The following is a 13,456-nucleotide window of genomic DNA, read 5'->3' as shown; positions in this document are numbered from 1 at the left end:
CGATTACTGCGCCTTTTCGGCGGCCAGTTCTTCCAGATCGATATAGCGGTTACCAATGCGCGGATGCAGACGTCCGCCGTTGGCTGCACCCAGCACGACGATGATTTCGTCGGCGCGTGGCGCATCTTCAATGTGCATTTCCAGAGTGATGTAGTGCGAACGCAGGCCTTCGTCATCCTTGTGCATCATCGGAATCTGAATCGACGTGCCAGGGCCGCCGCGCTTGTTGGTGAAGCTCAGGTAGCTCTTGGCCTTTACCGCTTCGCGGTAGTGATTGCCGAAGCGCAGGGTATGAATCACCGCCGAGGCGTGTTCGATTTCGCCGTCTGTACCGACCACTGCAGCTTTGCCGTAGGCTTCGATCTTGTCTGCACCGCCAATGGCGTCGGTGAGGCGCTTGACCATCAGCTCGCCCAGATCCGAGCAGTTGGCGCGAATCTCCGGCTTGAGGTCTTCGACAAATCCGCTTCCCAGCCACGGGTTTTTGATCACGACTGCCAGGCCTACCATCGTCACCGGCTTGTCAGTGGCTTTGCCACCTTCTATGAAGGTTTCTTCGGTGTAATTAACGATCTTGCGAATCTCGAAACTCATGAACGACCCCCGGGGAAATACGTTGTATTTCGTCTGATGGTATACCATAAGACTAATGATGCAAATGCTTATTTGCGAGCCGTAAACGCGGGTATCAGTCATTTTTAGCAGCCTTGAAGCCGGATAAAATGTGTACCCGACCTTCCTTGGCATGACCGCTCGTCAGGTGTGCGGCCAATCGCTTTGAACATGCCGGTCCTCGTTGTGACAGACATTCGGTGAGCCATAAAAAGCTTCATCGAATTTTTAAACTCAGGAGAGTCGAATATGAAAGCGATCGTCTATAGCGGTCCGCGTGACGTCAGTGTCAAGAACGTACCGGATGCGAAAATAGAGAAGCCGACAGACGCTCTGATCAGAGTGACCTCCACCAATATCTGCGGCTCGGACCTGCACATGTACGAAGGTCGTACCTCGTTCGAGACCGGGCGCATCTTTGGCCATGAAAACATGGGTCAGGTGATCGAGGTCGGTGCAGGCGTAGACCGCATCAAAGTGGGTGACTGGGTGTGCCTGCCGTTCAACATCGGTTGTGGGTTCTGCGAAAATTGTGAAAAAGGCCTGACCGGCTATTGCCTGACCGCCAACCCTGGCAGTGCCGGCGCAGCGTATGGTTTTGCTGACATGGGCGACCATGAAGGTGGCCAGGCCGAGCTGCTGCGTGTGCCCTATGCCGACTTCAATTGCCTGCTGTTGCCCGAAGATGCGTCCGAGCGCGAAGACGACTACGTCATGCTCTCGGATATTTTCCCTACCGGCTGGCACGCCACCGAGCTGGCGGGTCTGCTGCCAGGTGAAAGCGTTGCGATTTACGGCGCTGGCCCGGTTGGTCTGATGGCGGCGCATTCGGCAATGATCAAGGGCGCTTCGCAAGTGTTCGTGGTGGACAACCATCCGGACCGTCTGGCGCTCGCAGCGAAGATGGGCGCCACGCCGATCAACTCGCTGGAGCAGGGCGCAGTGGATCAGATTCTCAACCTGACCAATGGCAAGGGCACCGACCGTGGCTGCGAATGCGTCGGTTATCAGTGCTGCGACCGTCATGGTCACGAGGCCAACCACGTCACCATGAACAACCTCGTGGCGTCGACCAAGGCGACTGGTGGGATCGGTGTCGTAGGCGTTTTCGTGCCGCAGGATCCGGGCGCCCACAACGACCTGGCGAAGGAAGGCAAGATGGCCTTCGACTTCGGTTCGTTCTGGTTCAAGGGCCAGCAGATCCGCACCGGCCAGGCCAACGTCAAGGGTTATAACCGTCGACTGGCCGAGTTGATTCATCACGACCGTGCCAAGCCGTCGCAGATCATTTCCCATCGCCTGAAGCTGGAAGAAGGCCCGAAAGCCTACCAGCACTTCGATGCTCGCGATGATGGCTGGACCAAAGTGGTACTCAAGCCCGGCGCCTGATTGTCGCAACCTGCAATACCGCCCTTGTCGTGTGCGGCCAACGCCACCGACAAGGGTTGTTACCATTCGAGGAGACGTATCCAGATGAATGAAGAATACCCCAAGCCACCATTTGCCAGTCAGCCGCAGCAGGTTCCAGGCTTGCAAGGCAAGATGGACCCTTATCCGGACTGTGGTGAAAAGAGCTACAAGGGCTCGGGCCGCCTGCAAGACAAGATCGCACTGATCACCGGCGCTGACAGCGGCATCGGCCGCGCCGTGGCGATTGCTTTTGCCCGAGAAGGTGCGCAGGTCGCGATCTCGTATCTGAACGAGCACGAAGACGCAGAAGAAACCAAACGCTGGGTCGAAGAGGCGGGTAGAAAATGCCTGCTGTTGCCGGGCGATCTGGCGCAGAAGCAACAATGTGAAGACATCGTCAGCAAGACGGTTGCAGAGTTTGGGCGCATCGACGTGCTGGTCAACAACGCTGCGTTCCAGATGAACCATGAAACGCTGGAAGAAATCTCCGACGAAGAGTGGGTCAAGACCTTCGATATCAACATCACTGCGATGTTTCGGATCTGCAAGGCTGCGGTTCCGCACATGCCGAGGGGCGGTTCGATCATCAACACCAGTTCGGTCAATTCGGACATGCCCAAGCCGACACTGCTGGCTTATGCGACCACCAAAGGCGCGATTGCCAACTTCACCGGTGGTCTGGCGCAGTTGCTGGGCGAGAAGGGCATCCGCGTGAACAGCGTGGCACCCGGCCCGATCTGGACGCCGCTGATTCCTGCGACCATGACCGATGAAGATGTGAAAAGCTTCGGCAGCGAGACTCCGCTGGGTCGTCCCGGCCAACCGGTGGAAGTTTCACCGATCTATGTGCTGCTGGCCTCTGACGAAGCCAGTTACATCTCCGGTTCGCGTTACGCCGTGACGGGCGGCAAGCCGATCCTGTAAGTACACAGGACGCTTGCGCAGTTGAAACGGTGCCTTGATGGGCACCGTTTTTTTTCATCCTCATTACTATTATCGGCTCGCCAGGACGCGGGAACCGACTCGTGTGTCGAGCCACTCAGTTGTGATTTTATCCCGATCATGCCTGAGCCGCGATGTTGTCGTTTTCAGGTGTACTGATCCTGAGTGAGGTAGCTGATTATGACGATGAGTGTTACGCCGATTCGTAATTCAAATTCCCTGCCGCTCGATTTTTCATCGCTGAGCGGGAAAAATGGTCAACACAACGGGTTTGGCGAGGGAGGTAATTCGACCATTGACCCCAGCACGTTGTTGTTTGCCAGTCAGGGTCAGACGCCGGTCAATTTTGCCCCGCCCGACAGTGCTGATTCATCAACCAGAGGTGTGGGGGCCGCGTCGGGCAATAGCGCATCTGGCCTGGTCGAGCAAATCATGAGCCTGCTGAAAGAGTTGATGCAGATGCTCACGCAAAACAAGGACGCTTCCGGCAATGCGCAGACGGATCCGTCGACGAAAGGTGCTGGCGGTAGCGACAGCCCGGGTGGCGGCGGCGGAGGCTCTGTCGAAAGCGGCGGTAGCGACCCGGCGTCATATGCTGGCAAAGGCGGTCTGGGGGATGCGGGCAGTACACCGACCACTAGTGCGGCGGATGGCGCTTCTTCAGACACATCGCTGAGCGGTAGCGGTGGGCTGCATTTGCCGCAGCAGCTTGAGCAATACCGTGGCGATATCATGGACGCGGCCAAGGCCACAGGCGTACCACCCAGCGTGATCGCCGGGCAGATATGGGCCGAATCGCGTGGGCAGTTGAATGCGGCCACCACTAACGTAAACGGCAAGGCTGATGCGGGCCTGATGCAGGTCAACGCAGATACGTTCAAATCATTGCAGCAACAAAATCCCGGCTTGCTGGGTAATGACGTCAACGACCCGCACACCAACATCATGGCGGGCGCGCTCTACCTGCGTGACCAGAACAAGGAATTCGGCGACATGGGCGCGGCACTGCGCGCCTACAACTCCGGGCCTGACAAGGTCAATAAAGCTGACCTCAGCGACACGGGAGGCGTAGGTGGCTCCAGCTACCCGTCAGACGTATTGAGTTTCGCGAAGATCATCGAAAGCGGCCAAGGCAATTTGCCCGCGTGATGTCCGGGTGTACGGCTCGCGCAACGCGAGCCGTATCTTCGAGCCGTTCAGCACAGCGCATCTGCTGATCGAGAAAAACTGTCGGTCGCCTGAACGGGTCGGCTGACAAGAGGAAATTTCAAAGCCTCACCGGTGTCCATTCAAGACTCCCGTGTTCAGGCAGGTATTCATGAAGTTTTCCAGATTCTCGCAATCCCTTTCGAAAAGGGCGGGCAGCCCGGCCACGTTTGCTTCAGCCGTCGTACTGATTTGCCTGTGGGCGTTTACCGGCCCATGGTTTCACTACAACGACACCTGGCAGTTGATCATCAACACCTCGACTACCATCATTACCTTCCTTATGGTGTTCCTGATCCAGAACACGCAGAACCGTGACAATGATGTCCTGCACCTGAAAATCGACGAGCTATTGCGCGTGACCAAGGATGCACAGAACTCATTGCTGAACCTCGACGGCCTCACGCAGAAAGACCTCAGGGCGCTGCGCAGGAAATATGAGGCCATGGGCGGCGAGCATGATCTCGATGCGCCTTTGCCGCTGTTGGACGCTGATCAAAGGGCGTGACCGGTTAGCTACTTCGTTTTCTTCCTACTACTTATGGAGATTTTTCATGTATCCAGACGTACAGCTTTATATTGATGGCCAATGGCGCGCGAGCCGCGATGGTCGGTCCATCCCGGTCATGGACCCTGCCACGGGCGAGTCGCTGGGCAGCGTGGCGCATGCCGGCATCGCCGATCTTGACGAAGCACTTGCGGCCGCCGAGCGTGGCTTTGCCACCTGGCGTAACACGTCGGCCTACGACCGTTACAAGATTATGCAAAAGGCTGCAAACCTGGTTCGCGAGCGTGTCGACAGCATTGCCCGGATCATGACGCAAGAGCAGGGCAAGCCCTTGGCCGAAGCCCGCATGGAAACCTTGTCGGCTGCCGATATCATCGACTGGCTGGCCGAGGAAGGGCGTCGCACCTATGGCCGCCTGGTGCCATCCCGTAACGTATCCATCGAGCAGAAGGTCATCAAGGAGCCGGTCGGTCCGGTTGCGGCGTTCACGCCGTGGAACTTCCCGATCAATCAGGTGGTGCGCAAGCTGTCATCGGCACTGGCAGCCGGTTGTTCGATCATCGTCAAGGCACCGGAAGAGACGCCTGCGTCGCCTGCCGAGCTGATCCGCGCATTCGCCGATGCGGGCGTTCCGGCGGGCGTCATCGGGCTGGTGTACGGCGATCCGGCAGAAATCTCCGGTTACCTGATTCCGCATCCGGTCATTCGCAAGGTGACCTTTACCGGTTCCACTCCAGTGGGCAAGCAACTGGCCGCGCTGGCCGGGCAGCACATGAAGCGCGCGACCATGGAGCTGGGCGGTCACGCCCCGGCACTGGTGTTCGATGACGCTGATATCGACCTCGCGGCGCGGGTGCTGGCGACTGCCAAGTTCCGTAATGCCGGGCAGGTCTGTGTATCACCGACGCGAATTCTGGTGCAGCGCAAGGTGCTGGACGCGTTCACCGAGAAGTTCGTCGGGCTGACCCGTGAAATCAAAGTTGGCAACGGTCTGGAGGCGGGCACGACCATGGGGCCGGTGGCCAATGATCGACGCATTCCTGCGCTGGTCGACCTGATTGAAGATGCGCTAGCCGCCGGTGCAACGCTGTCCGCGGGTGGCAAGGCGCTAGAGGGGGCGGGTTACTTCTTCGAACCCACTGTGTTGAGCGGCCTGACGCCTGCGATGCGCATCATGAACGAAGAACCTTTTGGTCCGGTCGCGCTGCTGGTGCCGTTCGACACCGTGGAAGAGGCCATTGCCGAATCCAATCGCGTGCCGTTCGGGCTGGCTTCCTATGCATTCACCACCTCGATGAAGACTGCGCAGGCGCTGAGCACCTACCTTGAGGCCGGTATGCTGTCGATCAATCATCAGGGCATCGGCTTGCCGGAAGTCCCGTTCGGCGGGATCAAGGATTCCGGTTACGGCTCCGAGGGCGGCACCGAGGCCATCGAGGCGTACCTGAACACCAAGCTGGTGACGCAGTACAACTGAGCGCTGGTCGGGTAAATGAAAACGGTCGCGATGTGTAAGCATCGCGACCGTTTTTCGTTACGCAGTGGGGTGATCAGTCCTTGGCCTGAATGCCCGTCTGCTTCATGACCAGGTTCTTCTCTTTCTTGTATTGCAGCGCGACTTCCGGTGCCGGACCGCTCTGGCCGGTTTCCATCCACTTGCGGATACGGCCGGCGTCGGCAAAGTGGGTGTATTTGCCGAAAGCATCGAGAATCACCACAGACACCGGGCGGTTGGCCATGGTCGTCAGCAGCACCAGGCAGTGGCCGGCCTGGTTGGTAAAGCCGGTCTTGGTCAGTTTGATGTCCCAGTTGTCCTTGCGCACCAGATGGTCGGTGTTGCTGAAACCGAGGACGTAGGTCGGTTTGCGGAAGGTAACGGTCTTCTGCTCGGTGGTGCTCAGCTCACTGAGCATCGGGTATTTGCGTGCTGCCATCACCAGTTTGGTCAGGTCACGTGCGGTCGAGACGTTGTAGACCGACAGGCCGGTGGGTTCGACATACGCGGTGTGTTTCATGCCCAGCGCCTTGGCCTTGGCATTCATGGCCAGGATAAACGCCGGGTAGCCGCCCGGATAACTGTGCGCCAGGCTGGCAGCAGCGCGGTTTTCCGAAGACATCAGGGTGATCAGCAGCATGTCCCGGCGGTTCATTTCACTGCCAAGCTTGACGCGTGAAAACACGCCTTTCATTTCCGGCGTCTGGGAAATATTGACCGGAATGACTTCGTCCATTGATTGCTTGGCATCGAGCACGACCATGGCGGTCATCAGTTTGGTCACCGAGGCAATCGGAACGATGACATCCGGGTTGCTGGAGTACAGCACTTTGTCAGTCTGCAAATCGATGACCATTGCGCTGCCGGAGGCGAGGTGCAGGTTGGAAGGGTCACGGTTGAGCACGGCGGATTCATTGGCAAACGTGGTGGTGGAAAGTACCGGACCTGTAAGTACACATAATAGGCCCAAAACAGACAGACGAATTTTCAAGAGCAAGGCTCACTCGATAAAGTGTGTTAATAGAAGGGATCGCGTCAAAACGCTGCATTTTATGAGCAGACTTTGATGTATGTCGATGGGTGGTGTAGGGCGATTCATCAATAAATGCATGAATCGGGATTCTGTTAAGTTGCCGTTAAGTGGCTCTCTGGATGCAACGCTGTCTAAAACGGCGCGAAAATTGAATATTCGTGGTGCGAAAAGCCCGCACCGATTAGCATTCCATGCCATTCAGGTTCGCGGTTCAAGGAGTCATGCAATGCTCAAGGGGTTTATTGGCAAGGATTACCTGGTACTGGTGATCGTTGCTTCGCTGATTGTCGTGCTGTTGCTGGGTGCAGGTTTTACTTCGCGTCCGTCAGACTGGGCTGGCTGGATGCAGGCCATTGGTCTGATCGTCGGGTTGATGGTTGCCGTGGCGGTCCCGGCCATTCAGCGCAAACAGGACGCCGCGCTGGCGCACAAACAGTTGCGTGATCGCGAAGTGGGCTATGCCCGGCGCATGCAATATCTGTGTGGGGAATTAAGTGAGTTGCAGGGCCGTATCAGCCTGAACCTGACTCATCTGCGTGCCAGCGACAGGCACAGTCTGAAATACACCCTGCAGGATTATCTGCACCGGCTGTTCGAGTCGCACAAACAGGACTTGAACGATGACCGCGTGGTGCTGGCGCATGAATTGCGGCAGGTCGCCAATGACCTGATCGACGAACTCGACAGTGGCCGTACCGACCGCGTGGTGTTCATGGCGCTGGAGAAGCGCCTGCAGAAGCTGGCTCACCGCTGCCAGGTCAACGCGGCGATGGCCGAACGAATCTGAGCAGTGGCAGAGAATGGATCGGTTAATGAGGGACTGAGGGCTGACTCTGCAATTGCCGGGACAGCGCTTCAGCCACCGGCAAGGACGCGAGTGGGCCGCTGACCGGTTCGCCATCCTGAATCAGATACCAGCAAGCCAGTAGGCCTTTCTCTCTGAGCGTGGCGGGAACTGCGCTGCCAACGACGGACATGATATTCACTTTGGTCATAATTGCCTCCTCAAGCCATGACGCTACTGTAGGGGGCAATCGATCACGGCAGAAATCGACGCTCTCAATAGTAGTCATTGATAGCAACAAGGGTTGGCTGCATTGCGCGGGCAGGCAATGTTATGCGCACACCCATTAAAAAACCCGCCTGAGGAGGCGGGTTTTTTGTTCCGTTACCAGCGGCCGCGTGGCGGGCCGTAGTAATAGCCAGGGCCTGGGGGCGGGCCATAGCGATGGTAGTAGCCGGGTGGTGGAGGCGGTGGGTAGCGCTCGACAACCTGGTACACCGGAGCCGGCTGGTAATAGACCGGCGGTGGTGCGTAATAAACCGGCTGCTGCTGCACATACACCGGCTCGCGTTCTACATAAACCGTTCTGTCACGGCCTGATGAAGATACCGCCGCCCCGATAACCGCAGCGCCTACGATAGCACCCACCACGGCAGGGCCACCCCAGCCACGGTCAGCATTCGCCTGGCCGGCAAGGGCCAAGGCACCTACAAACAAGGCAATTTTGGGGATTTGACGAATCATGACTGGTTCCTCGCTCTCAACCCGTTGTCGCGCGCCTGCATCACTCTCAAGCACTGCCACGGGATAACACTATGACATCGAAATTGTAAGAATCTGCGAAAGCGCTGAGTAAATTTTATGTAAGGTGCGTTCCCGCATTCGTTACTGCATAGCTTACGCTGTTGGCGAAGAGTCAAGCCATTACCGTCTGGAGGAAACTGCATGTCCATCACTGCCAACCGGGACACCTTGTTGTGCATGTCCATGGCCGCACGTCCGGGGAACTTCGGCGTGCGTTTTCACAACCATCTTTATCAGCAGTTAGGCCTCAACTTCTATTACAAGACATTCTCGCCCAATGATCTTGCTGCTGCAGTGGCGGGCATCCGCGCGCTGGGGATTCGCGGCAGTGCGGTGTCGATGCCATTCAAGGAGGCCTGCATTGAACTGGTCGATGAGCTGGACGCATCGGCGGGGGCTATCCAGTCGATCAATACGATCGTCAACACCGACGGCCATTTGAAAGCGTACAACACTGACTACATTGCGGTTGCACAGTTGATGGACAGCCATGCGGTGCCACGCAGCGCATTTGCCCTGCGCGGCAGCGGCGGAATGGCCAAGGCGGTGGCGTTTGCGCTGCGTGATGCAGGCTTTACAGACGGTCTGATCGTGGCCCGTAATCAACAGGCAGGGCAGCGTCTGGCCGACGCATGCGGATTTCGCTGGCAGGCGGAGCTGGGAACTGCGCGGCCGCCTTTGCTGGTCAATGTCACGCCGTTGGGCATGCAAGGTGCGCAGGCCGACGAACTGGCGTTTGATTTACCGGCCATCGAGGCTGCCGATACTGTTTTCGACGTGGTGGCTACGCCTGCTGAAACGCCGTTGATCCAGGCCGCATGTCGCCTCGGCAAGCGCATCGTGAGCGGTGATGAAGTAGCTGCCATCCAGGCGCTTGAGCAGTTTGTGCTCTACACCGGCGTGCGCCCGACCGATGAGCAGTACCAGCAGGCAGCGGCCTTTGCCAGAGCCGTGTAGCGATGTTCTGCTCATTGATCAAGGCGGGCGGCAGTGCTGTTCACTCCAGCCTGGCGAGACGCTCTTCAAGTGCTGCAACACGGGCTTCCAGTTCATCAATGCGCTGACTTGCTGCCGGATTCGCTGTGCCACGTTCCGGCTGTTGCTGACGGGCTGCCAGAAGCTCCTGCATGTCTTGCGGATCACCCAGCAAGTGCATGTAGCGATCTTCGCGCTGGCCAGACTGCCGCGGCACCAGGGTTGCCAGCCCTCGGCTGATCAGGCGTTCCAGTTGATGAACGATCTGCTCGCTGTCCTCGAAATCGTGCATGCGATTGCTGCGGGTCAGCAGCTCACTGACGGTTTGCGGGCCACGCAGCAACAGCAGGCCAGTGAGGATCACTTGTGCAGGGACCAGCTCAAGGCCCTTGTCGACCTTGTGCTCCCAGCGATCGGCACGACTGCCCATCACCAGCCGCGTCAGGCCGCGGCCTTCCAGTGCACGCAGGCTTTGACCGACCTGGCCTTGGGTCAGGTTCATGACTGGATCACGACTGGTCTTCTGGTTGCAGGCAATGACCAGCGCATTGAGGGTCAGCGGGTAAGTTTCCGGATTGGTCGCCTGCTTTTCGATCAGGCAGCCAAGAATGCGGATTTCCGTGCTGTTGAGCTGTAATGCCTCAGTATTTGCGGGCGATTCGCTGGGTGAGTGTTCGACTGACATGACGCTTCCCTGAGTGATGGCGGAGGATCAGCGTAGGGCGTGTCAGGAATTATTGCCAGCGGCTACTGCGCTCATCTGCGCATCGAATGAAAAGTGTCACGGTGTTTCGTAGAAGGGCGGTCTATAATTGCGCCTTTCTCACTCAGGATACGTCATGTCTATTTCCCTGTACGCTGCCTCCATTCCTGTCTTTCAGCAAATGCTCAACGCACTGAGCGACGTGCTGACCAAGGCCGAAGCCTACGCGACCGAGAAGAAAATCCAGCCCCCGGCCTTGCTCCAGGCTCGCCTGTTTCCGGACATGTTGCCGTTTACCCGTCAGGTACAGATCGCCGTCGATTTCGCCAAAGGTGCGTCGGCTCGTCTGGCGGGCGTCGAGATCCCACAATACGAAGACACCGAGACCACCTTCGAAGAGTTGCAGGCATTGCTGGCCAAGACCCTTGCATTCATCGGCAGCATCACGCCCGAGCAGGTCGACGGTAAAGAAGGCATTGAGGTCGTTCTGCGCCCTGGCACCGAAAAGGAAAAGCGCCTGAACGGGCAGGCTTACTTGCTCAGCTACGCATTGCCGCAGTTCTTCTTCCACGTCACCACTGCTTACGACCTGCTGCGCCACAATGGCGTGGAAATCGGCAAGCGTGATTTCATGGGCAAGTTTTAAGGACTTCGGTACGGAAAACGTGGCTTAAACGCTATTCACTCTCATTCCCACGTTCCCCGTGGGAATGCATTTCTGGACGCTCTGTGTCCGACTTTAGACCTTAAATGTGTGTTGGGGCGTGGATTTGTGACGCGGAGCGTCATGAAATGCATGCCAACGCGGAGCATCGGCACGAGAATCGGTCAGCTCCGCAGACCGCGCTGTCGTGATGCCCGTGTCATTGTTCTGGAGTATCCATGTTGTTGCCCATCCTTCTGTTGTCGGCGGCCGGTTTCACCGTGCTGACCACAGAATTCGTCATTGTTGGCCTTTTGCCTGCTGTCGCCCGTGACCTGCATGTCACGGTTTCCCAGGCAGGCCTGCTGGTGACCCTGTTCGCTTTCACCGTCGCCGCTTTCGGTCCGTTTCTGACCGCTTACTTTTCGCGATTCGAGCGCAAGCGCCTGTTTATCAGCATTCTCATCCTGTTCGGATTTTCCAATGCTCTGGCGGCGCTGGCCCCCAATATCGCCATCATGGGTATTGCACGCTTGATCCCCGCACTGGGTTTGCCGGTGTTCTGGGCGCTGGCCAGCGAAACAGCAGTGGACATCGTCGGCCCGGAGTTCGCCGGGCGGGCGATTGCCAGAATCGGCTTCGGCATCGTCTGCGCCACGGTGTTCGGCATTCCCGTCGGCACGCTGATTTCGGATGCGTTCGGCTGGCGCAGCGCGTTTGCCGCACTGGCCGTGCTGGCGCTCGCCAAGGCGCTGCTGCTGGCGATTTACCTACCGAAAACAGCGGCGAAGAAGAACCCTGTTTCAATCCTCAAGCAATTCGGCATTTTGCGCAGCCCAATGATGCAGGGGCATGTGCTGCTCTCGGTGCTGGTGTTCAGCGGCATGTTTACGGCCTACACCTACCTGGCAGACATGCTGGAGCGCCTGGCCGGTTTCGATGGCAATCTGGTCGGCTGGTGTCTGATGGGCTTTGGCGCGGTAGGCCTGCTCGGCAACTCGCTGGGCGGGCGCATGGTAGACCGTCATCCACTGATCGCCAGCCTGGTGTTCTGCGCGTTCATGGTGGTCGGCCTTGTGGCGGTGGTGCCCAGCATTCATTCGGTTGTTGCGCTGGCGCTGGCCCTGGCAGTGTGGGGCATTACTCAGGCAGCGCTTTTTCTGGTCAGTCACGTACGGTTGATCAAGGCCGCACCCGAAGCGCCCGCGTTCGGCGCATCGCTGAACATCGCCGGGGCGAATCTGGGGATTGGTATAGGGGCCCTCATCGGCGGCAGGGTGATTGATCATCTGGGGCTGGGTAGCGTCGGTTTTGCCGCTGCCGGAATCATCCTGCTGGCGATCCTGCTGGCGTTGTGGCTGATCAAACGTGACCCCATTCCGCTCGCCGCCTAAACGGCATCAGTGAATAACTGGTTTCGAGCACTTTCGGCAATGGCCACCACACCGGGGTGCTTGACCTTGCGCTCCACGGTGATGGCGTAGAACGACTCTGTTACCGCGTCGGTCTGGCCGATGAGCTGCACGTCGTACTGGCTCTGCACTTCAGCGGCGATCACGCTGGGCGCAACGAAGATGCCGCTGCCGGATTTGCCGAAAGCCTTCATCAACGCACTGTCGTCGAACTCGCCGATGATGCGTGGCTGGATTTTCTGTTCGGCAAACCAGCGCATGAGCCTGCCGCGAACCACCGTTTCCGGCCCTGGAATCAACAGCGGCGCGCCATGCATGCATTGTGGGAAGTCCGCCCCGACACGTTCAGCCACCTCGCGGGTGGCGAAAAAACTGACCCCGCACTCACCCAGCTTATGACTATGGCCCTTGATATCCAGGTGTGGCGGCATCGGGCTGTCCGAGATCACCAGGTCCAGACGCTGCACGGCCAGGTCTGCGAGCAGCCGTTCCAGTTTGTCTTCCCGACAGGTAATCCGGATGGATTCCTGCAGATTCATGGTTGGTGAAATCAATCGATACACAATTGATTTAGGCACCACATCCGCCACGCCGATGCGAAACAGCAGTTGTTGTTCGTCAGGCTGCGAACGCAGGAGGTTTTCCAGCTCGTTGCCGAGTTGAAACATCTGCTCGGCGTAGGGCAGGGCCATGCGACCTGCTTCGGTCATTTCCAGTTGCCGACCCACACGCTGGAACAAGTCCACGCCCAGTGAGGTTTCCAGCAGGCTGATCTGCCCGCTGACAGTCTGTGCCGTCAAATTCAGTTGCTCGCAAGCGCGCACGATACTGCCGGTTTTGGCCACGACCCAAAAGTAATGTAACTGCCTGTAATTGAGCATGGCTTTTTCCCGATTCGTAAAAACCGAAGTATACGCGTGATAAAATCG

Annotated in this window: 15 protein-coding genes; 9 read left to right on the top strand and 6 right to left on the bottom strand. The window is 58.0% G+C overall.

The window, feature by feature from the left end; translation table 11 throughout:
* Positions 1 to 3: 3 nt before the first annotated feature.
* A complete protein-coding gene (locus N018_RS14910; protein ID WP_025390097.1) occupies positions 4 to 594 on the bottom strand; it encodes an amino acid synthesis family protein in 591 nt (196 codons plus the stop codon).
* A gap of 267 nt (positions 595 to 861) precedes the next feature.
* Between N018_RS14910 and N018_RS14905 the strand changes: the two genes are divergently transcribed.
* The 5 genes from N018_RS14905 to N018_RS14885 all read left to right on the top strand — a co-directional run bounded on the left by N018_RS14905 (position 862) and on the right by N018_RS14885 (position 6,155).
* Positions 862 to 2,001, top strand: a complete 1,140-nt coding sequence (locus N018_RS14905; RefSeq protein ID WP_025390096.1) for a glutathione-independent formaldehyde dehydrogenase — start codon at positions 862 to 864, stop codon at positions 1,999 to 2,001.
* Positions 2,002 to 2,085: 84 nt separating this feature from the next.
* Positions 2,086 to 2,946 (top strand): glucose 1-dehydrogenase, encoded by an 861-nt coding sequence (locus tag N018_RS14900; protein ID WP_024644505.1) that lies wholly within the window; start codon positions 2,086 to 2,088, stop codon positions 2,944 to 2,946.
* A gap of 327 nt (positions 2,947 to 3,273) precedes the next feature.
* Positions 3,274 to 4,113, top strand: coding sequence for a lytic transglycosylase domain-containing protein (locus tag N018_RS14895; protein ID WP_025390095.1), 840 nt, complete (start codon positions 3,274 to 3,276; stop codon positions 4,111 to 4,113).
* Between the two features lie 169 nt (positions 4,114 to 4,282).
* A complete protein-coding gene (locus N018_RS14890; RefSeq protein ID WP_025390094.1) occupies positions 4,283 to 4,678 on the top strand; it encodes a low affinity iron permease family protein in 396 nt (131 codons plus the stop codon).
* Between the two features lie 46 nt (positions 4,679 to 4,724).
* Positions 4,725 to 6,155 (top strand): NAD-dependent succinate-semialdehyde dehydrogenase, encoded by a 1,431-nt coding sequence (locus N018_RS14885; protein ID WP_025390093.1) that lies wholly within the window; start codon positions 4,725 to 4,727, stop codon positions 6,153 to 6,155.
* Positions 6,156 to 6,228: 73 nt separating this feature from the next.
* On the opposite strand, the gene pbpG is transcribed toward N018_RS14885, so the two are convergent.
* Entirely contained in the window at positions 6,229 to 7,170 is a 942-nt protein-coding gene (gene pbpG, locus N018_RS14880) for a D-alanyl-D-alanine endopeptidase (protein ID WP_024644501.1), read from the bottom strand.
* 262 nt (positions 7,171 to 7,432) lie between these two features.
* Between pbpG and N018_RS14875 the strand changes: the two genes are divergently transcribed.
* Positions 7,433 to 7,993: a hypothetical protein gene (locus N018_RS14875; RefSeq protein ID WP_024644500.1), complete on the top strand. Its 561-nt coding sequence runs from the start codon at positions 7,433 to 7,435 to the stop codon at positions 7,991 to 7,993.
* Between the two features lie 22 nt (positions 7,994 to 8,015).
* Here the strand turns inward: N018_RS14875 and N018_RS14870 are convergent, their stop codons facing one another.
* The gene (locus tag N018_RS14870; RefSeq protein WP_024644499.1) at positions 8,016 to 8,201 is read right to left on the bottom strand and encodes a hypothetical protein; all 186 of its coding nucleotides are present in this window, start codon (positions 8,199 to 8,201) and stop codon (positions 8,016 to 8,018) included.
* A gap of 173 nt (positions 8,202 to 8,374) precedes the next feature.
* On the bottom strand, positions 8,375 to 8,734 hold the full coding sequence (locus tag N018_RS14865; RefSeq protein WP_024644498.1) for a hypothetical protein: 360 nt from the start codon (positions 8,732 to 8,734) through the stop codon (positions 8,375 to 8,377).
* Between the two features lie 201 nt (positions 8,735 to 8,935).
* On the opposite strand from N018_RS14865, the gene N018_RS14860 reads away from it, so the two are divergent.
* Complete coding sequence (locus tag N018_RS14860) at positions 8,936 to 9,751, top strand: shikimate 5-dehydrogenase (protein ID WP_025390092.1); 816 nt, start codon at positions 8,936 to 8,938, stop codon at positions 9,749 to 9,751.
* Between the two features lie 40 nt (positions 9,752 to 9,791).
* On the opposite strand, the gene N018_RS14855 is transcribed toward N018_RS14860, so the two are convergent.
* Positions 9,792 to 10,454, bottom strand: coding sequence for a YceH family protein (locus tag N018_RS14855; protein ID WP_025390091.1), 663 nt, complete (start codon positions 10,452 to 10,454; stop codon positions 9,792 to 9,794).
* A 154-nt stretch (positions 10,455 to 10,608) separates the two neighbouring features.
* Here N018_RS14855 and N018_RS14850 point away from each other — a divergent pair, with 154 nt between their 5' ends.
* Positions 10,609 to 11,118: a DUF1993 domain-containing protein gene (locus N018_RS14850; protein ID WP_024644495.1), complete on the top strand. Its 510-nt coding sequence runs from the start codon at positions 10,609 to 10,611 to the stop codon at positions 11,116 to 11,118.
* Between the two features lie 236 nt (positions 11,119 to 11,354).
* Positions 11,355 to 12,509: an MFS transporter gene (locus N018_RS14845; RefSeq protein ID WP_025390090.1), complete on the top strand. Its 1,155-nt coding sequence runs from the start codon at positions 11,355 to 11,357 to the stop codon at positions 12,507 to 12,509.
* On the opposite strand, the gene nhaR is transcribed toward N018_RS14845, so the two are convergent.
* Positions 12,506 to 13,408: a transcriptional activator NhaR gene (gene nhaR, locus N018_RS14840; protein WP_024644493.1), complete on the bottom strand. Its 903-nt coding sequence runs from the start codon at positions 13,406 to 13,408 to the stop codon at positions 12,506 to 12,508. The two genes, N018_RS14845 and nhaR, sit on opposite strands and share 4 nt — an antisense overlap.
* Positions 13,409 to 13,456 lie beyond the last annotated feature (48 nt).

It is taken from the genome of Pseudomonas syringae CC1557 (assembly GCF_000452705.1).
Taxonomy (GTDB): Bacteria; Pseudomonadota; Gammaproteobacteria; order Pseudomonadales; family Pseudomonadaceae; genus Aquipseudomonas; species Aquipseudomonas syringae_F.
The sequence above is the reverse complement of the archived record's forward strand: the minus strand, read 5'-3'. Positions and strand labels throughout refer to the sequence as shown.